Consider the following 24,786-nt stretch of genomic DNA (forward strand, 5'->3'; position numbering starts at 1 on the left):
GCCCATTATAAGGCACGGCGGGGGACATGGGGAACCCGCAAGGGGCCGTCAATCGGGTTACGGGAGTTTAATTCGGGTGAGCCACCGGGAAGATGCCTCACACCTCGATCTCCGCCGCCTCGGCCTTCAACATCTTCTCCAGCGTTTCCAGCCGGTCGGCCTCTCGCGGCGGCTTGTCCCAGCGCAGGCGGCTGATGCGGGGGAAACGCATGGCGACGCCGGATTTGTGCCGGGGCGAGCGCTGCAATCCTTCGAAAGCGACCTCCAGCACCAGCCCCTTGTCCGCTTCGTGCACGACGTGGCGGACGGGGCCGAATTTTTCCGTGGTGTTGCGGCGGACGAAGCGGTCGATCTGCAAGAGCTCCTCGTCGGTGAAGCCGAAATAGGCCTTTCCGACCGGCACCAGCTCCTCGCCATTCTCGGTCTGGGTCCAGACGCCGAAGGTGTAGTCGGAATAATAGGACGAGCGCTTGCCGTGGCCGCGCTGCGCATACATCAACACGGCATCGATGATGTGCGGATCGCGCTTCCACTTCCACCATTGCCCCTTCGGCCGCCCCGGCAAGTAGGGCGCATCGCGCCGCTTCAGCATGACGCCTTCGACGGCGTCCGCATCCTCGCCGGCGCCGGCGCTCGCGGGGTCGGCGCGTGCGGCGGTCAGCGCCTGCCAGCTATCAAAAGGCACGGTGGGCGAGAGATCGATGCGGGGATCGTCGAGCTTTGCGATGAATCGCTCCAGCCGCTCGCGCCGCTCGGCAAAAGGCAGCTCGCGCAGATCGTTCTCGTCGTCGCCGAGCAGATCGTAGGCACGCAAGTGAATCGGAAACTCCTTGATCAGCTTCGGCGACACGACCTTGCGGTTGAGGCGCTGCTGCAACACGTTGAAGCTCTGCACCCGGCCCTCGCGCAGGATCAAGAGCTCGCCATCGATCGCGCCCGGCAGGCGCAGCGACGGCACGAGATCCGGAAAGCTTCCCGTGATGTCCTCGCCAGTGCGCGAATAGAGCCGCGCGGTGATATGGCCGCGCTCGTCGCGCCCGGCCACCGCCTGCACGCGGATGCCGTCCCATTTCCATTCGGCGATGTAGTCGGCGGGATCGAGCGCGGCGAAATCGTTGTCCTCGATCGCATGCGCCAGCATCACCGGCCGGAACGGCGCGGGATCGCGATTGACGGGCTTGTCGCCGCGGCCTTCCAGCCAGGCGAACAGGTCGAGATAGGGCGGGACGAGCCCCGGCCAGATCAGCTCGATCTCGTGTGGGTCCTTGTCGCCGAGCGCTGCGGCCGCAGTCTTGGCAAGGCGCGCGGAGATGCCGATCCGCAAGCTCCCGGTGACGAGCTTCAGCAGCGCCCAGCGCCCGGTCTCATCTAACTCGTCGAGCCAGCGCTCGAGCTGCTTGGGCAGCTCGGTCTTGCCCAGCGTGCGCAGCGTGGTAACGACCTCGGTGAGGCTCGGTGGCGGCGGGTTGTTGTGGGCGGCGAGCGCGGCCTTCGGCCACATCAGCGCCACCGTCTCGGAGAGATCGCCGACATAGTCGTAGCTCAGCCCGAACAGCACCTCGTCCGTGCGTGCTGCGATGAGGTCGCGGATCAGCGCGGGCTTGGCGTGCTTGAAGCTGAGTGCGCCGGTCAGCGCAGCCAGCGCATAGCCGCGGTCGGGATCGCCGACCTCGCGGAAATAACCGGTGATCAGCCGCAGCTTGTTGTTGCGGCCGGGCTCATAGGCGAGGCGGTCGAGCAGCTCGGCGAAGCGGTTCATGCTTCGGCCTCGGCTTGAATCGGCGTCTCGCTCTCCTCCTCGTCGCCATAGCCGACGAGGTCGAGCGGCCGTGCCTTCAGGCCTTTGCTCCGGCACCAATGCACCAGCGCATCTTCCTGGCCGTGGGTGACCCAGATCTCGCCGGCGCCGGTCGCCGCGATGGTTGCGGTGAGGCCATCCCAATCGGCGTGATCGGAGATCACCAGCGGCAGCTCGACGCCGCGCTGCCGCGCTCGGGCGCGCACGCGCATCCAGCCGGAGGCGAAGGCGGTGACCGGATCGGGAAAGCGCCGCGTCCAGAGATCGGAGGTGGCTGAGGGCGGCGCCAGCGTGATGGTGCCGGCGAGCGCCGCCTTCTTCATGCCCTTCACTGGTTTGAGCTCGCCGAGGTCGATCCCGCGGCTCTGATAGTAATGCGTGATCGTGTCCATCGCGCCATGCAGGTAAATCGGCGCATCATAGCCGGCCTGACGCAGCAGCTTGATCACGCGCTGCGCCTTGCCGAGCGAATAGGCGCCGACGAGATGCGCGCGCTCCGGAAACAGCGCGACCGAAGCCAGCAGCTTCTTGACCTCGTCGCTCGCATCGCCATGCCTGAAGACCGGCAGGCCGAACGTCGCCTCGGTGATGAAGACATCGCAGGGCACCAGCTCGAACGGCGCGCAGGTCGGGTCCGGCGCGTCCTTGTAGTCGCCGGAGGCGACGATGCACGTGTCCTTGCACGAGACGGCGATCTGCGCGGAGCCCAGCACGTGGCCGGCCGGGTGAAACTTGATCTTGACGTCGCCGAGCCGGATCTCCTCGCCATAGCGGATGGCCTGGGTCGAACCGGCGAAGTTCTCGCCGTAACGCAGCCGCATCATGTCCAGCGTTTCCTGCGTCGCCAGCACCGCGCCATGGCCCGCACGGGCATGGTCGGAATGGCCGTGGGTGATCACGGCCCGCTCCACGGGGCGGACGGGGTCGATATGGAAGCCGCCGGGCTTGCAGCACAGGCCGGCAGCATTTGGCAGCAGGATGTCTTGCGGACGCATGCCTGTTATATAAGTCGAACCATCACATCTTCGAGTCACTTGCCCGTTTCGTTTCCTGGTTCCTCAATGCCGCTCCGCCTGTTCCTGACCTCCGGCGATCTCATGGCCGACCGCCGTTTCGAGTTCGCGCGCGATCTCCAGCTCAAGGGCGACCTTCCCGCCGCGGCCGATCTCCTGGAGCAGGCGATCGAGCTTGCACCTGATTTCACCTCGGCCTGGTTCACGCTCGGCGAGATTCGTCAGCAGCTCGGCGAGCGCGACAAGGCCATCGCGGCCTTTCGTGAAGCGCGGCGATGCGATCCCGGGGATCAGCACGGCGCCGGCCTGCACCTGATGCGGCTCGGCGATACCGAGATGGCGGAGATGCCCAAGGCCTACGTGCAGGCCTTGTTCGATCAATACGCGCCGCGGTTCGAGCACGCGCTGATCAACGATCTCGGCTATCGTGCCCCGACGCTGATCTTCAAGGCGGTGCTGGCGGCGCGCGTCGCCGCCAAGAAGCCCGCCTACTTCAAGCGCACCATCGATCTCGGCTGCGGCACCGGGCTCGCGGCCGCTGCCTTCGCCAAGCAGGTCGACCATTTCACCGGCATCGATTTGTCACCCGGCATGATCAAGGAGGCGCGGGCGACGAACCTCTATGCCGAGCTCGAAGTCGCCGACATGATCGAGGGCCTGCGCGGCAAGGCCGACGCGAGCGCGAACCTCGTCGTGGCCGCGGATGCGTTCGTTTATCTCTCCGATCTCGCACCGGTGCTGAGCGAAGTAAGGCGCGTGCTCGTCTCAGGCGGCGTGCTCGCCTTCACGCTGGAGACGCATGCGGGCGACGGCATCGTGCTCGGCGATGGCCTGCGTTATGCCCATTCCGCGGAATATGTGCGCAGCGCCATCGCGAAGGCGGGGATGAAGCTGTTGACTCTGGAGCCGGCCTCGCCACGCAACGAGAACAATGAGCCGGTGCGTGGCCTCATCGTGGTCGCCGAGAAAACTTGAGTCTAGGCGCTAACGCCTCATGATTTGAGCGTCATTGCGTCGCAAAGCTGCGACTTCCCACTTGCGAGCCGAGCTGCGATGTCAGCACAATGCGCGCATCAGGGAGAAAACAACAATGACCAAGAATCCATCGCGGCGCGATTTCAGCGCCGCCGCGCTCGCCACCATCGCCGCATCGACATTGCCCGCGCCCTACGTCTGGGCCGCGGAGAAGAAATACGATGCGGGCGCCAGCGACACCGAGATCAAGATCGGTCAGACCGTGCCGCATTCCGGCCCCGGCTCGCTCTACGGCGTGCTCGGCCGCGTCGGCGAAGCCTATTTCCAGATGCTGAACGAGAAGGGCGGCATCAACGGGCGCAAGGTCAAGTTCCTCACCATGGACGACGCCTACAGCGCGCCGAAATGCGTCGAGGCCACGCGGCGCCTGGTCGAGCAGGAAGAAGTGCTCGCGCTGTACGGCTCGCTCGGCACCGCACCGCAGACCGCCGTGCACAAATACCTGAACTCCAAGGGCGTGCCGCAGCTCCTGCTCAACACCGGCGCGTCGAAGTGGAATAATCCGAAAGAGTTCAAGTGGACGATGGCGGGCCTGCCGCTCTATCCGACCGAGGCGCGCATCCTCGCGCGCCACGTCGTCAGCGTGAAGCCGAACGCGAAAATCGGCATCCTCTACCAGAACGACGACTTCGGCCGCGACTTCCTCGGTCCCTTCAAGAAGGTGCTGGCTGACGCCGGCGGCACCGCACAAGTGATCATGGAGCAGACCTACGATCTCACCGAGCCGACCGTCGATTCCCAGCTCATCAATCTCTCCAAGTCCGGAGCCGACGTCTTCTACAACATCTCGACCGGCAAGGCCTCGTCGCAGTCGATCCGGAAAGTGGCCGAGCTCGGCTGGAAGCCGCTGCACCTCCTCTCCGCCGGCTCCACCGGCCGCTCGATCCTCAATGCCGCGGGGCTCGAGAACGCCACCGGCATCGTCGCGATCCGCTACAACAAGGAGGTCGGCCTGCCCAAATGGGAGAAGGACCCGGACGTGACGGCGTTCGAGGAGCTGCGCAAGAAGTACACGCCGGCGATCGATCCCGACAACACCATCGCTTTCGCCGGCTACGGGCAGGCCGCCACGATGGCCGAGATCCTGCGCCGCTGCGGCAACGAGCTCACCCGCGCCAACGTGCTGAAGCAGGCATCGAACCTGCAAGGTTTCCACTCGCCGTATTTCCTCGATGGCGTCACCTACAGCTACACGCCCGAGGACTACACACCGATGAAGACGCTGTTCATCTCCACCTTCACCGGGAAAGACTGGGACATCTCCGACAAGCCGATGTCGGAGTAGCGAGGCGGGCCCCGTCGCCTTTTCCTTCTCCCCTTGTGGGAGAAGGTGGCGCGAAGCGCCGGATGAGGGGTATCTATCCACACGCGAGCTCGCGGAGAGAGACCCCTCACCCGTCTCGCCGCTTCGCGGCGAGCCACCCTCTCCCACAAGGGGAGAGGGTAAGAGCGCACATCCACTGCAGATTAACCCAAGCGATACACAGCCTTGGCATTCACGCCGAAAGCCTTGTCCCGCACGCGCGGGCCGAGCCGCGCCAGGCAGGCCTCCAGCGCGGTCTTGATCTCGCCGTAGCTTCCCGCGAGCAGGCATACGGGCCAATCCGATCCGAAGATCAGCCGGTCCTCGCCGAAACATTTTGCGGTGTGCTCCACGAACGGAATCAGCCGTTCCGCATTCCAGTCGTCCCAGACCGCCTCGGTCGCCAATCCCGAGATCTTGCACCAGACATTGCCGCAGGCAGCCAGCGCTGCAATGCGCTCGGTCCATTCCGCGCTCCCGCCAGCGGCAATCGGCGGCTTGGCGGCGTGATCCAGCACGAAACGCGCGTGCGGAAAGGCCTGCGCGGTTGCGATCGCCGCGGGCAGCTCGCGGCTGCGGACAAGGAAATCGTAAGCGAGATCGTGGGCGAACACGGCCGTGAGTCCGCGCTGGACGTCCTCGCGCAGCAGCCAATCCGCATCAAGCTCGTCGTGGACCTGGTGGCGGATGCCGACCAGCTTGTCACCACCAGGCAGAGCGCGCAGCCGGTCGAGCGTCTCGCCGAGCGCCGCATCGGTGAGATCGGCCCAGCCGACCACGCCGATCACCGAGGGCGTCGCATCCGCGATACGCAGGAACTCCTCGGTCTCCTCCAGCGCGGAGCGGCATTGCACCAGGATGCTGGCCTCGATGCCGTTCGCCTGTAGCAGCGGCGCGAGATCGGCCGGGCCGAAGGCACGGCGGATCGGCGCCAGCTCGTCCGCTTCCATCCAGGGATAATCGGCGCGCGCCGGATCCCAGAAATGCTGGTGTGCATCGACGATCATGCCTCAACCTCCGCCAGGAAGCGGCGCGCGCGTATCGACCAGCTTTCGTGCCCGCAGCTCCTGCCAGAATGCCGGCGGCACCGCCTTCTCGGACATCGCGATGTTGTCGGCGACCTCGGCGGCATTGCGCGCGCCCATCACGGCGACCGTCACCGCCGGATGGGCCATGCAGAATTGCAGCGCGGCGGCTTTCAGCTCGGTGCCGTGCCCGCGGCAAAGTTCGTCGAGCTCCAGCGCGCGTGCCACGAGCGCAGCATCAGCATCCTGATAGTTGAATTTCGCGCTGGCCCGCGGATTGGCCAGGATGCCGCTGTTGTAGATGCCGCCGAGCAGGATGCCGATATTGCTGGCCTGGCACAGCGGAAACAGCGCATCCAGTGCGCCCTGGTCGAGCAGCGTGTAGCGGCCGGCGAGCAGGAAGCAGTCGACCGGCACGGCCTCGGCGAAGCGAGCCAGCATCCCCGACTGGTTCATGCCGGCGCCGATCGCCTTCACCGTGCCGTCCTCGCGCAGGCGCTGGAGCGCGCGGAAGGCGCCGGTGACGGCGTCGTCATAGTGATCGTCGGGATCATGCACGAGCAGGACGTCGACGCGGTCGAGGCCGAGGCGCTGCAGGCTCTCCTCCACCGACCGCATCACGCCGTCATAGCTGAAATCGAACACCGGCCGCTCGCGCGGCGTGCCCTTGTAGTGCTCGTCCTCCGGCGCAGCATTGTCCGGTGCGCGCAGCAGGCGGCCGACCTTGGTCGAGATGGCGTAGGAGTCGCGCCTCTGTTGCCGCAGGAAGGCGCCCAGCCGCCGCTCCGCGAGGCCGAAGCCGTAAAGCGGGGCGGTGTCGAAGAATCGGACACCGAGCGACCAGGCGCGTTCAATCGTCGCTTGCGCATCGGCATCGCTGACGGGCGAGAACAATCCACCGAGCGGGGCTGAACCGAGGCCGATCGAGGTGACATCGAGAGCGCCGAGCCGCGACCTTTTCATTCCCATCGCCTTCCAGCAGTCGTCGTCCATTCCAAATCATCTCTCCCACTTGCGGAAACCGCAAGCGGGAGAGGCATGCAGAAGCGCGGGGCTGGGCAGCGCTCCTACTTCAACATCTTCGCGACGTTGTCCTTGGTGACGAGATCGAGGCCGGTGTAGACGATCTCCGGCACCTTCTCGCCCTTCTTGATGGCGAGCAGCGTGTCCATCGCCTTCTCGCCCATCTCGAACGGACGCTGGCCGACCAGCGCATTGGCATAGCCGTCACGCAGCAGCTCGAGCTGCATCTTCAGCGTATCGGCGACGACCAGCGTGAACTTGCCGGAATCGATGTCCTTCTTGTTCCTGCTGGCGAAGGCCTTGAAACCTTCGGGCGCGAACATCGGCCAGCCGCCGATCGGAACGATGGCGGCGAGATCCGGCGTTGCGGTGCGCATGTCCGTCATCTGCTGGACCGCGAGCGCGGGATCGTCGTTGCAGAAGCTCGGCGAACCCGCGACCTCGGTCCATTTCGAGCCCTTCAGCGCCTCGCGCACGCCGTCGACACGCTCGGCCAGGTTCTTTGCGCCGGGACCGCCGGAGACCATCGCGTATTTGCCGCCGTCAGGCCGCAATTTCAGCAATTCCTTGCCGAGGGCCAGGCCGAACTCCTTGTTGTTGGTGCCGATATAGGCGATGCGCTTGGAGCCCGGCGCGTCGGCATCGAAGGTGATGACCGGAATGCCGGCGGCGGTCGCCGCCTCGATCGACTTGGTCATGGCCGCGACGTCCGCGACCGAGATGGCGAGACCGTCGACCTTCTGCGTGATGAAGTCCTGGATGATCTGGGCCTGGTTCGCCGGCTCATGCTCGACCGGTCCCTTGTAGATGCACTCGATGTTGCCAAGCTCCTTGGCGCGCTTCAGGCAGCCGTCGCGCGAAAAATCGAAGAACGGATTGTTCATCGCCTTCGGCACGATGACGAAGCGGTAGTTCGCAGCAAATGCCGGCGTCGCCATCATCGCAACCGCGATGCCGGCAAGAAGCAGTTTCCTCATTGTCTCCTCCACTCTTGTTGGTGCCTATCCCCTCGAAAGCCCCCGGGAAGCGGATAGGCGACGTTTTCCTTGCCTTCCCGAGATGTCGTCATTTCAGGTCATCCGCGAGCGGACGCGGTCGACCAGCACAGCCAGAATGATGATCACGCCGACCAACGTCTGCTGCCAGTACGAGCTGACCTGGGCCAGCACGAGGCCGTTGCGGATCACCTCCAGCAGCACGCAGCCGACGATGGCCCCGAGCGGACCGCCGATGCCGCCGGCGAGATTGGCACCGCCGATCACGGCCGCCGCGATCACGTTGAGCTCGTAGGACATCGCCATGTTGGCCGGCGCCGATCCGAGCCAGCCGGAGATGATGATGCCCTGCAGGCCCGCGGCGAGCGCGCAGATCACGTAGACCTCGATCTTCACCCGCACCACCGGAATGCCGGTGAGCTCGGCCGCCTTCTCGTTGCCGCCGAGCGCAAAGACGTGGCGGCCGAACGAGGTGTGGTGCAGCACCACCGCCATGGTCAGCGCCAGGATCACGAGATAGATGAACGGCGCCGGCACGCCGAGCACGTCACCGGACGTGAGCGCATAGAAATAATCGGCGTCGGGCCCACCCGGGAAGCTGCCGCGTCCGTTGGAGACGACATAGCCGAGCCCGCGCACGATCGAGAGCATGCCGAGCGTGGTGACGAAGGGTGACAGGCCGAGCACGGCGATGCAGAAGCCGTTGACGAGGCCGGCAATCAGCGCGGCGCCGAGGCCGGCGAGGATCGAGACAAGCAGGATCAGCCCCGGAACATTGGCGAGCACGGTCTTGCCGTCGGCGGCCATGTGCACCAGCGGCGATCCGGGCGCCGACAGCTCGGTCATCACCATCGATGTGATCATGGCGGAAAAGCACATCATCGATCCCACCGACAGGTCGATACCGCCGGTGATGATCACGAAGGTGACGCCGAGCGTCGCAATGGCGATGAAGGAAAAGTTCTTCGCCACGTTCTGCATGTTGCCCTGGGTGAAGAAGTAGGGGCTGGCGAAATGCATGATCACCAGCAGCACCGCCAGCGCGAGCAGGACGTAGCCGGTCTGCGAGGCGAAGATGCCGCGCTGCCACCACCTGATCTTGCCGACATTGGTGAAGCTGATCGGGGATTCCAAGGGCATGGCCATCACGCCGCCTCCTTCGCACCGGTGATGAGGGCGGTGACCTCCTCGGGGGAGGTCTGGTGAATCGACTTGTCGGCGCGCTTCTCGCCGCGTCGCATGACGACGACGCGGTCGCATACGGCGAACACGTCGGGCATGCGGTGCGAGATCAGCATCACGGCGACGCCCTGCTCCTTGAGCCGGTGGATCAGGCCGAGCACCTGCTCGACCTGGCGCACCGAGATCGCGGCGGTCGGCTCATCCATCATTACCAGCCGCGCATTGGAGAGCCGGGTACGCGCGATCGCGACCGCCTGGCGCTGGCCGCCCGACATCTGTCTGACGAGATCGTCCGGGCGCGTCTCCGAACGCAGCTCGCCGAACAGCTCCAGCGCGCGCGATGCCATCGCCTTGTGGTCGAGCAAGGCAATCGGTCCGAACCTGCGCTTCAACTCGCGGCCGAGGAAGACGTTGGCGGCGGCCGTGAGATTATCCGCCAGCGCGAGGTCCTGGTAGACGACCTCGATGCCTACGGCGCGGGCATCGACCGGCCGGTTGAAATGCACCGCGCTGCCGGCAAAGCGCATCTCGCCATGCGTGGGACGGAAATTGCCGGCGATGATCTTCACCAGCGTCGACTTGCCGGCGCCGTTGTCGCCCATCAGGCCGACCACCTCGCCGGGCCAGACCTGCATATCGACGTCGTGCAGCGCGCGGATCGCGCCGAACTCCTTGCCGATGCCGGTGAGCTCGAGCACCGGCGTCGCGTCAGTCTTCGTCATCAGCGGCGTTTCCTCAGACATAGCGGTTGACCAGGGTTTCCAGATATTCCTGCCGGCCCGAGCGCGGCTTCGGATCGAAGCCGGGAGACATCGCACGGTCGGCGAGATCGGCGAGCGAACGCTGGCCGCCGAGAATGGCGCGGCCCTCCGGGCTGGCCCAGCCCTCGTAGCGCTTTGCGAGCGGCGCACTCAGCGTGCCGGCGTCGAGCATGTCGGCGGCGGCGAGGAAGGCCCGCGCACAAGCATCCATCGAGCCGACATGGGCATGGATGAGATCATCGGGATCGATCGACTGGCGGCGGATCTTGGCATCGAAATTGAGTCCACCCGTGGTGAAGCCGCCGCGGTTCAGGATCTCGTGGAACACCAGCGCCAGCTCCGGCACGTTCATCGCGAACTGGTCGGTGTCCCAGCCGAGCAGATCGTCGCCCCGGTTGATGTCGAGCGAGCCGAACACGCCGAGCGCCTCGGCCAGCGCGACCTCGTGATGGAAGGAGTGACCGGCGAGGATGGCGTGGTTCTGCTCGATGTTGAGCTTGACGTCCTTGAGCAGGTCGTAGCGTTCGAGGAAGCCGTAGCAGGTGGCGACGTCGAAATCATATTGATGCTTGGTCGGCTCCTTCGGCTTCGGCTCGATCAGCAGCGGGCCCTTAAAGCCTATTTTGTGCTTGTGCTCGACGACGAGCGAGACGAAGCGGCCGAGCTGGTCGAGCTCGCGCTTGAGATCGGTGTTGAGCAGCGTCTCGTAGCCCTCGCGTCCGCCCCACAGCACGTAGTTCTGCCCACCGAGCCGGTGCGTCACCTCCAGTGCGGCACGGACCTGGCCGGCGGCATAGGTGAAGATGTCGGGATCCGGATTGGTCGCGGCGCCCGCCATGTAGCGGCGGTGCGTGAACAGGTTCGCAGTGCCCCAGAGCAGGCGGACCTTGCTCGATGCCATCTTCTGCTCGAACAGATCGGCGATGGCGTTGAGGTTGGCGACGGACTCGGCGAGCGAAGCGCCCTCCGGCGCCGCATCGACGTCGTGGAAGGTGAAGAAGGGGACGTCCAGCAGGCGGAACAGCTCGAAGGCGGCATCGGCCTTGGCGCGCGCCATCGTCATCGCGTCGGTGCCGTGGTGCCAAGGCCGCAAGAAGGTCTCGCCGCCGAAGGGATCGCCACCCGGCCAGCAGAACGAATGCCAATAGCAGACCGCAAAGCGCAAGTGATCCTCGAGCCGGCGGCCATGCACCAGGCGGTCCTTGTCGTACCAGCGGAAGGCGGGCGCACCTTCGGCCTCCTTGCCGCCGAAGGCGACGGGTGCACTTGCATCGAAGAATTTGGCTGGCGCGTTCACTTAAGGCTCCTTCAATGCGGGATAAAGCGCGCGCCATCGCCGATAGGCCTCGTCATAGGCCGCAGCGACGGACGGGCGGGGTGTGAAGCTTGCGAGCCTGCGCGGGCGCGTGCAGACGTCCGCGGGGTTCTCGCCGGTCGCGGCGAGCCGGCCGAGCCGCGCAGCGCCGAGCGCGGCGCCGACCTCGCCTTCCTCGACGCGGTGGACGGGCATGCCGAGCACGTCGGCGCAGATCTGCGCCCATAGCGGCGAGCGCGAGCCGCCGCCGACGAGATCGACCTCGCCGATCGGCCCGCTGGCTGTGCTCAGCGCCGCCAGATTGTCGCGCGCGGCAAAGGCGACGCCTTCGAGCACGGCCTGCACGATCTCTGAGCGCCCGGTCGCGCCGCGCAGGCCGACGAAAGCGCCGCTGGCGGCGGCATCGTTGTGCGGCGTGCGCTCGCCGTCGAGATAAGGCAGGAACTGGACCGTGCCAGGTGCATCGACGCGCTCGCCGAGCGGCGCCAGGAGCGCTGCGGCCGGCGTCTCCATCACGCCGGCCAGCCAGGCGAGCGAAGCTGCGGCCGACAGCATCACGCCCATCTGGTGCCAGAGGCCGGGCAGCGCGTGGCAGAAGGCATGCACCGCCGAAGCCGGCGCGGGGGCGAAGCGATCGGTGACGCGGAACAGGACACCCGACGTTCCCAGCGACAGGAAGGCATCGCCCGGCGCGATGGCGCCGAGCCCGATCGCGCTGGCCGCATTGTCGCCGGCGCCGCCCGCGACCACGACATTTTTCGCCATGCCCCAGCGCTGCGCGTATTCAGGCGCGAGCACCGCGCTCACCGCACTGCCCTCGACGAGGCGCGGCATGTGGTGCAGATCGAGCCCGGTGGCATGCAGCAGCAGCGCGGACCAGCGCCGCAGGCCGACGTCGAGCCACAGCGTGCCTGACGCGTCCGACATGTCCTCGACCATCTCGCCGGTGAGGCGATAGCGGACATAGGCTTTCGGCAGCAGCACCTTTGCCACGCGGTCGAAGATCTTCGGCTCGTGCCGTGCCACCCAGAGTAGCTTCGGCGCGGTGAAGCCCGGCATCGCGAGATTGCCGGCAATCGCGTGCAGCGAGGGACAGCGCCGCTCCAGCGCGGCGCATTCGGCCTGCGAGCGGCCGTCGTTCCAGAGGATGGCCGGACGCAGCGGCCGGCCGTCCTCGCCAAGCAGCGTCGCACCGTGCATCTGACCCGACAGCCCGATGCCGCGCACCTGCGCAACCTCGCGCGGATGGCGCGCGGCGAGATCGTCGACGGCGCCGACGGCCGCATCGACCCAGGCGTCGGGATCCTGCTCGGACCACAGCGGCGCCGGGTGCGACAGCGCAAGCTCGCGCGCCGCCGTCGCGACAACCGCGCCGGCTTCGCTCACGAGCACCGCTTTCACACCGGACGTGCCGATGTCGATCCCGAGATACAAATCGTCCTCCCTTTCGCCTGCCGCGGGAGAGCGATCTTGCGTCGCTTTTCCCCGCTGGCGGTCCCGTTTCCAAGTTCACCTGCCGCTAGGGCAGATTGTCCCGCATCACGATGTCGATCCGGATCTTCTCCTGTTCACTCAAGATCGGCTCGCCGCGGGCGAGCGCGAGCAGCACGCGGACGGCCGCGCGCGCTTCATGTCCGGGGTTCTGCGAGATCGCGGCATCCATCACGCCCTGCAGTAGCAAGCGGCGCGTCAGCGCGGTGACGTCGTGTCCGACGAACACCACCTGCTTGTCACGCCCGGCCGCGCCAGAGGCCTTGTCGTTCAACGCCTTGCTGTTCAGCGCTTTGGCGACGCCCTGCGTGCCGGCGCCGACGTTGTAGAGACCGACGATGTCGCCATGCTTGCCGAGCAGCCGCGCCAGCAGCTGCTCCGAACGATCATCTTCATCGCGCCCTTCCAGCACCGGCAGCACGCTGAGATCGGGGAATTCCGTCGCCATCACCTGGTTGAAGCCGAAGATGCGCTCGGCATGGTCGCGCAGGCCCTGCGAGCCCGCGATGATCGCGACCTTGCCGGACCTCTGGCCGACCAGGCGCCCGACCAGCGCGCCGGCGGTGCGGCCCGCGGCGATGTTGTCGATGCCGACATAATGGTGGCGGCGCGAGGACGGCACATCCGAGACCAGCGTCACGACCTTGGCGCCGGCATCGACGAGGTCATTGATGGCGGCGCGGACGCTCGGATGGTCCAGCGCCACCACGGCGACGCCGTCATAGTCGCCGGACAGCGCCTCGAGCGAGGCCGCGAGCGCGGCGGGCTCGAACACGTCGGTTGCGATCATCTCGACATTGAGGCGGCGGGCCGACAGCCAGCCCCCCATCTCGCCGAGATAGGCCTCGATCTGCTGCATGAACGGGTTCGGCCCCGACGGCATCACGAAGGCGAAGCGGCGGGCCCGGCCGCGCGCGAGCTCGGCGGCCGCCACATGCGGCTGGAACGAATTGCGCGCGATGGCGTCCTTGACGCGCCGGACCGTATCCGGGCGGACCCCCGGCCGGTTGTGCAGCACGCGATCGACCGTGGCGAGGCTGACACCGGCCTCGCGGGCGATGTCCTTCAGCGTCAGCACAGTCGGGCTCAGGGTCTCGGCCATGGCTGAAGGCTAGCAGAGGTGTTTTGAGGTACGCAACTCATTTGATGAGGGGATCGGTCTTTTTGCTTCCCCTTACAGGAACGGCTCCGCGAGCGGACCGTTGCCGGGGCGTGCATAACGACATCACCCATGATTCCGGCGAGGGGCTGAGCCCGACGCTCGAGCGCAACATCCAGGCGCTGGTGGCGCGGCGGCGCCGCGAGCAGCAGGCGGCAAGCGGCCAGGACAAGGTCGCGGACGCGATCACGGCCTTCACCGGCAGCATGATCTTCGTCTACCTGCACCTCGCCCTGTTCGGGTTCTGGATCATCGCCAACCTGCATTGGATTCCGGGGCTTGCCGCCTGGGACGAGAGCTTCGTCATGCTGGCGATGATCGCCTCGGTGGAGGCGATCTTCCTTTCCACCTTCGTGCTGATCTCACAGAACCGCATGACGGCGGCGGCCGACAAGCGCGCCGATCTCGATCTCCAGATCAGCCTGCTCGCCGAGCACGAGCTGACCAAGGTGGCCCGCCTGCTCACCCAGGTCGCCGAGCGGCTCGACGTCAAGCCGGACGCGGAGCGCGACCTGCAGGAGGCGGCCCGGGACATCGCCCCCGAGCGCGTGCTCGACAAGATCGAGGAGACGCGCTCTTGAGCTATCGGCGGCCTGGCGCCGACAGCTCCAGCGTCAGGTACAGGCTGTTGGGATCCTCGACATAACCCTCGAACGGGCCGCAGGCGACGAAACCGTGCGACACATAGAGCGCGTGGGCCGGCTTGAAATAGTCCCACGAGCCGGTCTCGAGGCTGAGCCGCGTCATGCCGCGCGCGCGGGCTTCCGTGATGATGTGACGCAGCATCTGGCCGCCATAGCCGCGCCGGCGCGCGGTCTGCAGCGTGTGCATCGACTTGACCTCGCCGTGTCGCGTCGAAAGCGTCTTCAGCGCGCCGGTCGCGACCAGCGTCTCGCCGTCCCAGCCGGTCCAGAACGCCACCTCGGGTGCACGCAGGCCCGCGAGATCGAGCGCATGGGCGCTGCCCGGCGCCGTCTGCGCCCGCGCGGCCGTGACGTGGTGATCGAGCAGCGCGACGACGCGCGGATCATAGGTGTCGCCGGTACGGATCTGCATCGTGCTCGTCTCCACGCTTTGCCTTCACATCTTGCCGTAGGACGCGCCGCGCCTGACGATGATGACGTAGCGCGCGTCCTGCCTGGTTTCGTTCTCGAAGATCACGGCGCGCATCACGTCGAAATCCAGACAATCGCCCTCGCGCAGCCGCACCGCCTTGGCGTCGATATGCACGGCGATGGCGCCCTCCAGCATCAGGAGCTGCTGGGTGAAGGCGTTGCGGCCCCAGGGGCTGTAGGAGACGCGCGCGCCGGCGGGAAGGTCGACGACAATGATCTCGATGCCGCTGGCCGCATCCGGCGGCGAGGCGTGTCGCCGGCGATAGCCGCTGTCGGGATCGCGCCAGAGCGGCTGGTCGGCAAGCCGCACCAGGCGCTCCGGCGGCTTCTCGGCGAGCGCGACGACATCGCTGAGCGTGACGTCGAGCGCCGCGCAGAGCTTGTTGAGCAGCGCCGCCGTCGCACTGCTCTGTGCCCGCTCCACCCGCCCGATCATGGCCCGGCTGACGCCGGAGCGCCCTGCCAGCTCGTTCAACGTCATCCCTGCCTGCGTCCGCAGCGTCTTCAGGCGCCGACCGATGGCGCGATCGAGTTTTTGCTGGTCCATGGGTTTCATCCGAACATCGCCCGATACGAGGACCGCATCCGCCGGGGTGAGAGAAGCTTAGCGCGCGCGGAGGCACACGCCGGGAGCGGCAGTCCAATATATTAGAAATTTTGCGCAGGCCGTACGCCCGATTAGGATGCGCCCCAACCACAAAAAATCGGAGGCGACGAATGGATGGCCCGACGCAGCGGAGGATCAAAGCCAACGGCATCAGCCTCAATGTCGCCGAGCAGGGCGACGGGCCTATGGTGCTGCTCTGCCATGGCTTTCCGGAAGGCTGGTACTCCTGGCGGCATCAACTCGAGGCGCTGGCGGCGGCTGGCTACCACGCGGTCGCACCGGATATGCGCGGCTACGGAAAGAGCGACCGGCCCGAAGCGATCGATCAATACACGATCCTCCATATGGTCGGCGATCTCGTCGGCGTGCTCGACGCGTTCGAGGCAAAGGACGCCGTCATCGTTGGACATGACTGGGGCGCGACAATCGCTTGGCACACGGCGCGCCTGCGGCCCGATCGCTTCCGGGCCGCCGCGATCCTCAGCGTACCGTATCGGCCGCGCAGTCCCGTGCGGCCGACGAGCGTCATGCCGCAGACGGCGGATGCGCAGTTCTATCAGCTGTACTTCCAGGAGCCAGGTATCGCCGAAGCGGAGTTCGAGCGGGATCCTCACGCAACGCTCGGCGCCATGCTCTTCGGCGGCTCCGGCGAAGGGGCGACCGCGATCCGCGCCAATGCCGAGCGTCAAGGGCGGACCGTCGCCGCCGGCATGGTCTCCCGAAAGGACGGCATGCTGCCGAAGGTGCCGGTGCCGCTTCCGTCCTGGCTGAGTGCCGCCGAGCTCGACCACTACGCTGCCGAATTTGCGCGCAGCGGCTTTCGCGGGCCGCTCAATTACTACCGAAACATCGATCGCAATTGGGAGCTGATGGCAGCATTCGAGGGCATGCAAGTGGTGGTGCCCTCGCTCTTCGTCGCCGGCGACCATGACATGGTCATCGCCTTCCCCGGTGCCGCCGAACATCTCGCCAACATGAAACAATGGGTGCCGCAGCTGCGCGAAATCAAGATGCTGCCCGGCTGCGGACATTGGACGCAGCAGGAGCGGCCGGCGGAGGTGAACGCGGCGATCGTCCAGTTTCTGAGAAGCCTGCCGAACTAAGGGCTGGAGCGGGCGAAGGGAATCGAACCCTCGTATGCAGCTTGGGAAGCTGCCGTTCTACCATTGAACTACGCCCGCGATGTGCGCTTTGCGCCCCTCTTGATTAGCCGAGACGGCGCCTGCCGCCAAGCGGTTTGGCGCGACCAGCGGGGCGGTTGTTAACGTCCTGATAAGATTCCAGGTGCGCCGGATTGTGGCGGTGTTATGATCGCTTCTCCGGGGAGAAACGTGCACTGAGTGGGGCGTGTGCATGGTGGGGCGGGCTTACGCGATATTCGATACGGCCATCGGCCGTTGCGGCATCATCTGGAGCGGCACCGGCGTGGTCGCCGTGCAATTGCCGGAGGCGCGGGAGATCGACACCCGCCGCCGGATTTTCCAGGTCCATCCCGAGGCGCGGGAGCAGCGCCCGTCCGAGAACGCCGAGCTTGCGATCGAGGGCATCACGGGCCCCTGCAGGGTCACGATCCCGATTTTTCCGAGGTCAGCCTGGACGCCGGCGGGGTGCCCGGCTTCGACCGGCGCGTCTACGAGTACACCTGCAGCATTCCGCGCGGAGAGACACGCACCTATCACGAGGTCGCCCGGGCGCTGGGCGCCTCCGGCGCGTCCTATTCCGTGGCGCAGGCGATTGCGAAAAATCCCTTCATGCTGATCGTGCCCTGCCACCGGGTGCTGGAGGCTGGCAATTACGCCGACCGGCTCTCGCCCTATGGCGGCGTGATCTCCAAGCGGCGGCTGCTGGCGCTGGAAGGGGCCCATCCCATCGCCAGCAAGACGCTGTTCGAGGTGCTGCTGCCGGTTGCTCCGCCCCGCGCGCCTACCTAAATACGCGGGATGCACGCCACCACGTTGCTGACGACGCCCTCGATCACGGCTTCCGAGTTTCGCTGCGATGCGGGACCGGACGACACGCCGTTTGCGGAATGCCGCACCGGCCATTCCATCGCCTATGTGCGCTCCGGCAGCTTCGGCTGTCATTGTCGCGCCGGCTTCTTCGAGCTGGTGGCGGGCTCGATGCTGATCGGCGCTCCCGGCGAGGAATACACCTGCACGCATGAGCACGTGTCCGGCGACGTCTGCCTCGGCTTCTTCTTCAGCGAGGATTTGGTCGACGCCCTCGGCGGGCGGCGCGAGGTCTGGCAGATCGGCGCGACGCCGCCGCTGCCCGAGCTGATGGTGCTGGGCGAGCTGGCCCAGACGGCAGCAGATGGCAACAGCGATCTCGGCCTCGACGAGATCGGCCAAATCCTGGCCGGCCGTTTTGTCGACGCTGTCTCGGGCAAAGCGCGCAAGCCGGCCACACCCACCGCACGTGACCGCCGCCGCGCGGTGGAGGCGGCGCTGTGGATGGACGATAATTCGCATGCCGAGCTCGACCTCGAGCAAGCAGCCAAGCAGGCGGGATTGAGCCCGTTTCATTTCCTGCGGCTGTTCTCGGCCGTGCTCGGTGTCACCCCGCATCAATATCTGGTGCGCTCCCGGCTGCGCCACGCGGCACGGCTGCTCGCTGACGAGGACATCGCCGTCACCGATATCGCCTATGACGTCGGCTTCGGCGATCTCTCCAATTTCGTCCGCACCTTCCATCGCGCCGCCGGCGTGTCGCCGACCAAGTTCCGGCAGGCGTCGAAGGGGGAGCGCAAGATTCTCCAAGAGCAGCTTGCCCTCAACTGACTAGGGTCGTCTCCGGCGCGTGCCCTTCGCGGCACGCTTCTTCGCAATGGAGGCGAACATGTACGACCACATCGGATTGCGCGTTGCCGACCTCGACGCCGCCACGCGCTTCTACAGCGCGGTGCTGGCGCCGCTCGGTTTTGTCCTGTGCTCGAGCGGCGACGGTTATGCCGGTTTCGGGCCGAAGGGCGAGCCGGCGCTGTGGCTGCACCTGAACAAGGGCCGCAAGGCAGATGGTGCGCATATCGCGTTTCGCGCCAAGGATCACGACGCAGTCAAGGCGTTCCATAGCGAAGGGCTGAAGAGCGGCGGTCGCGACAATGGCGGCGCCGGCCCACGCAGGGATTACAGCCCGACCTACTACGCCGCGTTCCTGATCGACCCTGATGGCAACAATGTCGAGGCGGTTTGTGTGTGAGCGCTAGCCACTCGCTCCGTCATTGCGAGATCGCGTAGGGTGGGCAAAGCGTAGCGTGCCCACCAATTGCTCGCGACAACGCCCGATGAATGGTGGGCACGGCGCGCGAAGAGCGCGCCTTTGCCCACCCTACGCATTCCAGGAGAGATCATGGCCTCCATCCACAACGACATCTCCCTCCCCGCCTCCGCGCGCGACGTCTGGGACGCGGTGCGCGATTTCGGCGCGCTGCATCGGCGGCTGGTGCCGGGCTTCGTCACCGCGTGCACGCTCGACGGCGATGCGCGCATCGTCACCTTTGCCAACGGCTCGGTCGCGCGCGAGGTGCTGGTCGATTGCGACGATACGCGGCGGCGCCTCGTCTATGCCATCAGCAACGAGCGGCTGAGGCATTACAGCGCCTCGGTGCAGGTCATTGCCGAGGGCGAGGCGAGCTGCCGTCTCGTCTGGATCATCGACATGCTGCCGAACGAGCTCGCGCCTTACGTTCAGGGGCAAACCAAGGAGGCGGTGGCCGCCATGCACAAGGCGTTTCCGCCCGCTTCGGCCTGATCATTCACTGTGAGTTGTCTCACAGAAGCCCGTCCTCGACCGCCCTAACCATGCCCCTCGTGCGTCCGGTCGGCTCCGCTCTCCCGGCGGCGCCACGCACGCGAGGAGCATGCCATGAGAGGTGCGGACAAGGTGATCTGCCAGGCGGCCGCGGTGCTGCTGCTGTTTTCAATCTCGAGCGTGCCGGCAAAGGCGCAATTCCTCGGCGGCGGAGGAGCCGGCGGCGAGGACATGATGACCCAGATGGCGCCGATGCTGGAGATGATGAAGGCGAAGATGGGCAAGCGCCGCTTCGCCATGCTGATGCAGACCATGGGGCCGATGATGAGCCGCATGATGGAGAACGGCGGCGGCGGGCTCGGCGGCTTGATGGGCGGCGGCAATTTCGGCGGCGGATTGGGTGCACCGAGCTACGGCGGCTACACGCCGATGGGCGGCGGCACCATGCCGGTCGGGATCGGCAGCATGGGCGGCGGCGACATCATGGGCATGCTCGGCGGCAGCGGCGGCAGCGACATGATGGCGATGATCCCGCAATTGATGCGTCTCGCCAATACCGGCGGCGGCCATCGCCGCCACAAGCGTCGCTAGTCCGCAGCCGAAAGCGCCGGCTTGATCGCAGGCTTCGTCTCGCGCGGTCCCCAGCGTGTCAGCACGACGCTGGAGCACGACAAGAGGCCGAGCACGACCATCGAGCTCGCGGCGAGCCAGAAGAAGCTCTGCGCGCTGGCGCCGTGCCTCGACAGCCACCAGCCGATTCCGGCGATGTAGATCAGCCGCGCGGTCTGCGCCAGCACGGGCCCGATCACCTTGGCCGCGCCTTGCGAGGAGAAATACATCGTCGTTGCCAGGCCGAAGAAGGCGTAGAACGGCCCGACCGTCGAAAGATATTGATGGCTCGCCGCGCGCACCGCCACACTGTCGGTGAACATGTTGACCCAGAGATCGGGGAAGATCGCAACGAGGCACGCCGGCACGCCGACCGCCACGAAAGCAGCAACGCTGGCGGTCCAGGCGATGCGCCGGGCCCGCGCGATGCGGCCAGCACCGATCGCCATCCCGACCATCGGCACGCAGGCAATGCCGAACGAGAATGCGATCGAGGTCAGCAGGAATTCGAGCCGCGCGCCGACGCCGTAGCCGGCGAGGATCGCAGTGCCGAACTGCGCCAGCATGTGCGTGAAGATGGAGATCGTCAGCACCGATTGCAGCGGCGAGAAGCAGGCGATGGCGCCGACCTTGAGGATGTCGAAGAACATCGCCCATTGGATGCGCAGGCCGCGCAGCTTCAGCGTGATCCGCGCGCGGCCGGAGAACAGGTACCAGGCCATAATGCCGATGTTCATAGTATAGGCGATCAGCGCGCCAGCGGCGACGCCGCGCATGCCGAACTGCGGCACTGGCCCGAGCCCGAGACCGAGCGTGCCGCCGAGCACGATCTGCCAGGCCGCGGAGTTGAGGATCAGGAACGACGGCAGCTTCATGTTGCCGGTGCCGCGCAGGATGCCCGCCATGGTGTTAAGCAGCCAGGGCAGCACGGCACCGCCGAAGAACACCTGCGTATAGGCGATCGCATGCGTCAGCACATCGCCGCGGCCGCCGAGCATCTCGAGCAACCTCGGCCCGAAGATCAACATGCCCAGCATGAAGACGAGTCCGAAGCTGATGCCGATCAGCATCGCGTGCACGGCCAATATGCCGGCGCGCTCGCGATTCCCGGCGCCGAGCGCACGCGCAATGGCCGAAGCCACCGCGCCGCCCATGGCGCCGCCGGACATCGTCATGGTCAGAATGATCGTCGGAAACACCAGCGCCATCGCCGCCAGCGCCTCGACGCCGAGCCGGCCGACATAGGAGGTCTCGGCGATCACCACGCAAATGCCGGCCGACAGACCGATCGCGTTCGGCCAGGCGAGCGAGAGCAGCGTGCGCAGGATCGGCCCCTCGGTCAGGACGCTTCTGATCGGCGGCGGAGGCGGCGGCAGTGGGCGCTCTTGCTCATCGACCGGGATTTCGGCGATGTCGGACATGTCCTCTCCCGGGCGCAGGCGCCGTTTGCAGCGCAGCAATCACTTGGTGTGCCAATGGCGTCGTTCGCGCGAATGGCGCGGCTGAGGCGTGTTAGCACGGCGTGCTCCGATTCTGCCTGCGCCCGATGCAGGCGTGCCCTGCGGCAGCGCATTTCAAGCGGTGGAATTCGTTCTTCTCCCTCTCCCCGTTCTTACGGGGCCGGGACGAGCTTCGCTCGCCCTGAGAGGGTTGGGGTGAGGGGCTCTATCCGCGAAGACGGCGAGAGCTGGACTCGCGGAGACTCCCCCTCACCTGGATTGCATCTTCGATGCAATCCGACCTCTCCCCGCAAGCGGGGCGAGGTGAAGCCCGCTGCGGCCGTCGCCTAACCGATCGTCCAGACCAGCGGCGGACGGCCGCCCGGAGCGGCGCGCATCTGCACGCCGATATGCCGGCCGCAACCTGCAGCGAGACCCTCGAACAATCCCTCCAGCAGCTTGGCGCAGGCGCGGTGAGTGTCGGCGACGTCGTCCATCAGCTTCCAGCTCTGCTGCCGGATCTCGAAGGTGTCTTCCGATTGAGCCGTCTCGGCTGCATCATCCTGCGCGGCGAGCAACGCGCTCAGGAACGATGCGAATTCTCGCGCGCCGCCGCGGGTCGTCGCCAGCGCCGCGGCGACCTCGTCGAAATATTGCATGCCGATCAGCTTGCCGGTGAGGTGCAGCAGATAGCCGGCATCCTCCGGGCCGAACAGCTGCACCATCACGGGCGCGGCGGTGCGGACATATTCCATCGCGTAATTGCGATAGGCCTTTTCCAGCCGCGGTCTTGGCCAGCTCGCGACCGGCAAGGCGGGCGCCGTCTTCGCATCGAACAAAGGCGCTTCCAGGTGCCGCGCGAATACGAGGCGCTGGTCGAGCTCGAGCGGATGGTCGTATTGATGATAATAGCCTTCGAGCCCGTCCTGGCCGTCGACGCTCTGCTTGGTGCAGACGAAGCCGAGCCTGAGATCGCCGAGGGCTGCGCCATTGTTGGCGTGCCAGCCGCGCAGCATGGCGCGTGAGACTTCGCCCGGCACGCCACAGATCGCAGTGCCCTTCCAGATCCAGCGCGGCGGCGGATAGCGGATCCAAGCCTTGGTGTCGCTCTCGTACATGTATTCGACATGAACGCCGCCGATCCAGTTGGAGAGATAGTGGTATTGCGCAGCCGCGACCGCCGGCGGCAGATGGTCGATCCCGAGCTTCCTGAGCCCCGGCAGGAAACGCTCCTGCTGCTGGCGACGAAACACGCGGAAGACGAACTCTGCGGCATCCGCCGTGCCGCGGCGCGTGACTATTGTGAGGATCAGCCCGGTGAAGTAAGCGTGATAGAGATCGGCGACGGCGCGCCAGCGCTTCCATTGCGCGTGCTGCGCGAGGTCTGGTGCGGTGGTCATGTTCGCTCCCTGATCATGGTTTTGATCGAGTGTGTCACCGCCGCCGGTGACAGGCAACATGACGCGCGTGCAGGCCTCCCTGCGCGGCTTTCCGTCAATTCCGCATCACGAATTTTGCGCCGCCTTGGCCGCCCGTTCGCGCTCAACGCGCTCCGTGACGTCGCGAGCCATCGCCACCGATCCCTGCACCGCGCCATCGTTGTCTCGCACCAATGCGAAGGTCATCTCGATGTAGAGCTTGCGCCCGCTCTTGTGCAGCGCGCGGGTCAGCGTCGGCTTGCCCGCAAGCTTCATGGTGCCGCTCGCGAGCGCGGCGTCGAAGCCTTTCCAGTGCGCGGCGCGAAGATGTTCGGGAATGATCAGATCGAGGTTCTGGCCGAGCGCTTCGTCGGCCGTGAAGCCGAACAGCGCGGTCGATGCGCGATTCCAGCGTGTGATCGTGCCGGAGCGATCGGAATAGATCAGCGCGTCCGCGACGTCGTTGATGATCTGTGCGTCGAGTTGGGATGGCTCAATCATGTCACCACCTTGTAGCCCGGATGGAGCAAAGCGTAATCCGGGATCGCGCCACAAGTGAGACCTTCCCGGATTACGCTTGCGCTCCATCCGGGCTACAGGATCGGGCTACACCCGAAAATGCTTCGAGAGCTTGAGGCCTTGCGCCTGGTAGTTGGAACCGATGCGCTGGCCGTACATGGCGTCGGGTCGGGCCAGCATCTTCTCGTAGACGAGGCGGCCGACGATCTGACCGTGCTCGAGGATGAACGGCACCTCGCGCGAGCGCACCTCCAGCACGGCGCGCGATCCCAGCCCGCCAGCGCCGGCATAGCCGAAGCCGGGATCGAAAAAGCCGGCATAGTGCACGCGGAATTCGCCGACCAGGGGATCGAACGGCACCATCTCAGCGGCGTAATCGGGCGGCACCTGCACCGCTTCCTTGGAGGCGAGGATATAGAACTCGCCGGGGTCGAGGATCAGGCTGCCGTCGGGGCGCGCCGAGATCGGCTCCCAGAAATCCTCCACCGCGTAGCCCGCGCGGCGGTCGACATCGACGACGCCGGTGTGGCGCTTGGCGCGGTAGCCGACGAAGCCGCTCGCCTTCTCGCCGGAGAGATCGACCGAGACGGCAACGCCGCCCGAGAGATCGGCATCGTCGATGTCGACGAGACGCTCGCTGGCGTGCAGCGCATCGAGCTCGTCGGCATTGAGGATGGCATCGCCGGTGCGGAAGCGCACCTGGCTGAGACGCGAGCCCTCGCGCACCAGCACCGGAAACGTCTTCGGGCTGATCTCGGCATAGAGCGGGCCGTGATAGCCGGCGCCGATCATGTCGAAGCGACGGGTGCCGTCGGCGATCACGCGGGTGAAGACGTCGAGCCGGCCGGTCGAGCTCTTCGGATTGGCGGCAGCGACGATCTCCGGCGGCAGCGCCAGACTCTCGAGCAACGGCACGATGTAGACGCAGTTGGTCTCGAGCACCGCGCCGTCGGCGAGGCTGAACTCGTGCAGCTTCAGCTCGTCGATGCGCTCGGCCACGGTGGCACCGGGCCCGGGGAGGAAGCTGGCGCGGACCCGATAGGCGATGTCGCCGAGGCGCAGATCGAGGCTCGCCGGCTGGATCTGGCTCTCGACGAAGTCGTAGGCGGGCAGGATGAGACCTTCTTCCGCCATCGCCGCGATCATGCGGTCGGGCAGGATACCATTGGCGTCGGCGGCGACCGTGAACGTCAACCGGGGGTCCTCATCAGGGGTCGAGTGCATCCGGA

24 protein-coding genes, 1 tRNA gene and 1 pseudogene are annotated in these 24,786 nt (G+C 66.4%); 9 read left to right on the forward strand and 17 right to left on the reverse strand.

Annotated elements, in window-relative coordinates; genetic code table 11:
- Positions 1 to 97: 97 nt before the first annotated feature.
- Positions 98 to 1,759, reverse strand: coding sequence for an ATP-dependent DNA ligase (locus I6F16_RS27720; RefSeq protein ID WP_225112997.1), 1,662 nt, complete (start codon positions 1,757 to 1,759; stop codon positions 98 to 100).
- Positions 1,756 to 2,793: a ligase-associated DNA damage response exonuclease gene (locus tag I6F16_RS27725; RefSeq protein ID WP_036020502.1), complete on the reverse strand. Its 1,038-nt coding sequence runs from the start codon at positions 2,791 to 2,793 to the stop codon at positions 1,756 to 1,758. Before I6F16_RS27725 ends, I6F16_RS27720 begins: the two co-directional genes overlap by 4 nt.
- 66 nt (positions 2,794 to 2,859) lie before the next feature.
- Between I6F16_RS27725 and I6F16_RS27730 the strand changes: the two genes are divergently transcribed.
- Both I6F16_RS27730 and I6F16_RS27735 read left to right on the forward strand, forming a co-directional pair.
- Positions 2,860 to 3,786, forward strand: a complete 927-nt coding sequence (locus I6F16_RS27730; protein ID WP_225112996.1) for a methyltransferase domain-containing protein — start codon at positions 2,860 to 2,862, stop codon at positions 3,784 to 3,786.
- Between the two features lie 115 nt (positions 3,787 to 3,901).
- Positions 3,902 to 5,131, forward strand: coding sequence for an ABC transporter substrate-binding protein (locus tag I6F16_RS27735; protein WP_225112995.1), 1,230 nt, complete (start codon positions 3,902 to 3,904; stop codon positions 5,129 to 5,131).
- Positions 5,132 to 5,313: 182 nt separating this feature from the next.
- Here I6F16_RS27735 and I6F16_RS27740 read toward each other — a convergent pair whose 3' ends face one another.
- The 8 genes from I6F16_RS27740 to I6F16_RS27775 all read right to left on the reverse strand — a co-directional run bounded on the left by I6F16_RS27740 (position 5,314) and on the right by I6F16_RS27775 (position 14,043).
- Positions 5,314 to 6,156 (reverse strand): amidohydrolase family protein, encoded by an 843-nt coding sequence (locus tag I6F16_RS27740; RefSeq protein ID WP_225112994.1) that lies wholly within the window; start codon positions 6,154 to 6,156, stop codon positions 5,314 to 5,316.
- Between the two features lie 3 nt (positions 6,157 to 6,159).
- Positions 6,160 to 7,137 carry an aldo/keto reductase gene (locus tag I6F16_RS27745; RefSeq protein ID WP_225113049.1) on the reverse strand — a complete coding sequence of 326 codons (978 nt, stop codon included), beginning with the start codon at positions 7,135 to 7,137 and terminating at the stop codon, positions 6,160 to 6,162.
- A 104-nt stretch (positions 7,138 to 7,241) separates the two neighbouring features.
- Complete coding sequence (locus tag I6F16_RS27750; protein WP_057028437.1) at positions 7,242 to 8,174, reverse strand: sugar-binding protein; 933 nt, start codon at positions 8,172 to 8,174, stop codon at positions 7,242 to 7,244.
- Positions 8,175 to 8,267: 93 nt separating this feature from the next.
- Positions 8,268 to 9,338 carry an ABC transporter permease gene (locus I6F16_RS27755; protein ID WP_192893049.1) on the reverse strand — a complete coding sequence of 357 codons (1,071 nt, stop codon included), beginning with the start codon at positions 9,336 to 9,338 and terminating at the stop codon, positions 8,268 to 8,270.
- On the reverse strand, positions 9,338 to 10,096 hold the full coding sequence (locus I6F16_RS27760; RefSeq protein ID WP_109145592.1) for an ATP-binding cassette domain-containing protein: 759 nt from the start codon (positions 10,094 to 10,096) through the stop codon (positions 9,338 to 9,340). Before I6F16_RS27760 ends, I6F16_RS27755 begins: the two co-directional genes overlap by 1 nt.
- A gap of 13 nt (positions 10,097 to 10,109) precedes the next feature.
- Positions 10,110 to 11,432 carry a xylose isomerase gene (xylA, locus tag I6F16_RS27765; RefSeq protein WP_225112993.1) on the reverse strand — a complete coding sequence of 441 codons (1,323 nt, stop codon included), beginning with the start codon at positions 11,430 to 11,432 and terminating at the stop codon, positions 10,110 to 10,112.
- The gene (gene xylB / locus I6F16_RS27770) at positions 11,433 to 12,884 is read right to left on the reverse strand and encodes a xylulokinase (protein ID WP_225112992.1); all 1,452 of its coding nucleotides are present in this window, start codon (positions 12,882 to 12,884) and stop codon (positions 11,433 to 11,435) included.
- Positions 12,885 to 12,969: 85 nt separating this feature from the next.
- On the reverse strand, positions 12,970 to 14,043 hold the full coding sequence (locus I6F16_RS27775) for a LacI family DNA-binding transcriptional regulator (RefSeq protein WP_225112991.1): 1,074 nt from the start codon (positions 14,041 to 14,043) through the stop codon (positions 12,970 to 12,972).
- Positions 14,044 to 14,153: 110 nt separating this feature from the next.
- On the opposite strand from I6F16_RS27775, the gene I6F16_RS27780 reads away from it, so the two are divergent.
- Complete coding sequence (locus I6F16_RS27780; protein WP_225112990.1) at positions 14,154 to 14,681, forward strand: DUF1003 domain-containing protein; 528 nt, start codon at positions 14,154 to 14,156, stop codon at positions 14,679 to 14,681.
- Between the two features lies 1 nt (position 14,682).
- Here I6F16_RS27780 and I6F16_RS27785 read toward each other — a convergent pair whose 3' ends face one another.
- Together I6F16_RS27785 and I6F16_RS27790 are read right to left on the reverse strand one after the other, a co-directional pair.
- Positions 14,683 to 15,156 (reverse strand): GNAT family N-acetyltransferase, encoded by a 474-nt coding sequence (locus I6F16_RS27785; RefSeq protein ID WP_225112989.1) that lies wholly within the window; start codon positions 15,154 to 15,156, stop codon positions 14,683 to 14,685.
- A 24-nt stretch (positions 15,157 to 15,180) separates the two neighbouring features.
- Positions 15,181 to 15,762: an XRE family transcriptional regulator gene (locus I6F16_RS27790; protein WP_225174173.1), complete on the reverse strand. Its 582-nt coding sequence runs from the start codon at positions 15,760 to 15,762 to the stop codon at positions 15,181 to 15,183.
- 170 nt (positions 15,763 to 15,932) lie between these two features.
- On the opposite strand from I6F16_RS27790, the gene I6F16_RS27795 reads away from it, so the two are divergent.
- On the forward strand, positions 15,933 to 16,925 hold the full coding sequence (locus I6F16_RS27795; RefSeq protein ID WP_225113485.1) for an alpha/beta hydrolase: 993 nt from the start codon (positions 15,933 to 15,935) through the stop codon (positions 16,923 to 16,925).
- A 4-nt stretch (positions 16,926 to 16,929) separates the two neighbouring features.
- Here the strand turns inward: I6F16_RS27795 and I6F16_RS27800 are convergent.
- Positions 16,930 to 17,003, reverse strand: a tRNA-Gly gene (locus I6F16_RS27800).
- Positions 17,004 to 17,175: 172 nt separating this feature from the next.
- On the opposite strand from I6F16_RS27800, the pseudogene I6F16_RS27805 reads away from it, so the two are divergent.
- The 5 genes and pseudogenes from I6F16_RS27805 (at position 17,176) to I6F16_RS27825 (ending at position 20,163) form a co-directional block, all read left to right on the forward strand.
- A pseudogene (locus I6F16_RS27805) lies at positions 17,176 to 17,753 on the forward strand (methylated-DNA--[protein]-cysteine S-methyltransferase).
- A 9-nt stretch (positions 17,754 to 17,762) separates the two neighbouring features.
- On the forward strand, positions 17,763 to 18,602 hold the full coding sequence (locus I6F16_RS27810; RefSeq protein ID WP_225113448.1) for a helix-turn-helix domain-containing protein: 840 nt from the start codon (positions 17,763 to 17,765) through the stop codon (positions 18,600 to 18,602).
- Positions 18,603 to 18,660: 58 nt separating this feature from the next.
- On the forward strand, positions 18,661 to 19,020 hold the full coding sequence (locus I6F16_RS27815) for a VOC family protein (RefSeq protein ID WP_035996395.1): 360 nt from the start codon (positions 18,661 to 18,663) through the stop codon (positions 19,018 to 19,020).
- 150 nt (positions 19,021 to 19,170) lie between these two features.
- Positions 19,171 to 19,572, forward strand: a complete 402-nt coding sequence (locus tag I6F16_RS27820) for an SRPBCC family protein (RefSeq protein WP_036020433.1) — start codon at positions 19,171 to 19,173, stop codon at positions 19,570 to 19,572.
- A gap of 114 nt (positions 19,573 to 19,686) precedes the next feature.
- On the forward strand, positions 19,687 to 20,163 hold the full coding sequence (locus tag I6F16_RS27825; RefSeq protein ID WP_036020431.1) for a hypothetical protein: 477 nt from the start codon (positions 19,687 to 19,689) through the stop codon (positions 20,161 to 20,163).
- Here I6F16_RS27825 and I6F16_RS27830 read toward each other — a convergent pair.
- The 4 genes from I6F16_RS27830 to I6F16_RS27845 all read right to left on the reverse strand — a co-directional run bounded on the left by I6F16_RS27830 (position 20,160) and on the right by I6F16_RS27845 (position 24,751).
- Entirely contained in the window at positions 20,160 to 21,602 is a 1,443-nt protein-coding gene (locus I6F16_RS27830; protein ID WP_225113447.1) for an MATE family efflux transporter, read from the reverse strand. The genes I6F16_RS27825 and I6F16_RS27830 overlap by 4 nt on opposite strands.
- A gap of 365 nt (positions 21,603 to 21,967) precedes the next feature.
- A complete protein-coding gene (locus I6F16_RS27835) occupies positions 21,968 to 23,020 on the reverse strand; it encodes a hypothetical protein (protein ID WP_225113446.1) in 1,053 nt (350 codons plus the stop codon).
- A 105-nt stretch (positions 23,021 to 23,125) separates the two neighbouring features.
- A complete protein-coding gene (locus tag I6F16_RS27840) occupies positions 23,126 to 23,539 on the reverse strand; it encodes a PAS domain S-box protein (protein WP_035996379.1) in 414 nt (137 codons plus the stop codon).
- A 105-nt stretch (positions 23,540 to 23,644) separates the two neighbouring features.
- On the reverse strand, positions 23,645 to 24,751 hold the full coding sequence (locus tag I6F16_RS27845; protein WP_035996377.1) for a 2'-deoxycytidine 5'-triphosphate deaminase: 1,107 nt from the start codon (positions 24,749 to 24,751) through the stop codon (positions 23,645 to 23,647).
- Between the last annotated feature and the right edge of the window lie 35 nt (positions 24,752 to 24,786).

Origin of the sequence: Bradyrhizobium sp. IC4060, assembly GCF_020193715.1 — a bacterium.
In the GTDB taxonomy this organism is placed as follows: Bacteria; Pseudomonadota; Alphaproteobacteria; order Rhizobiales; family Xanthobacteraceae; genus Bradyrhizobium; species Bradyrhizobium yuanmingense.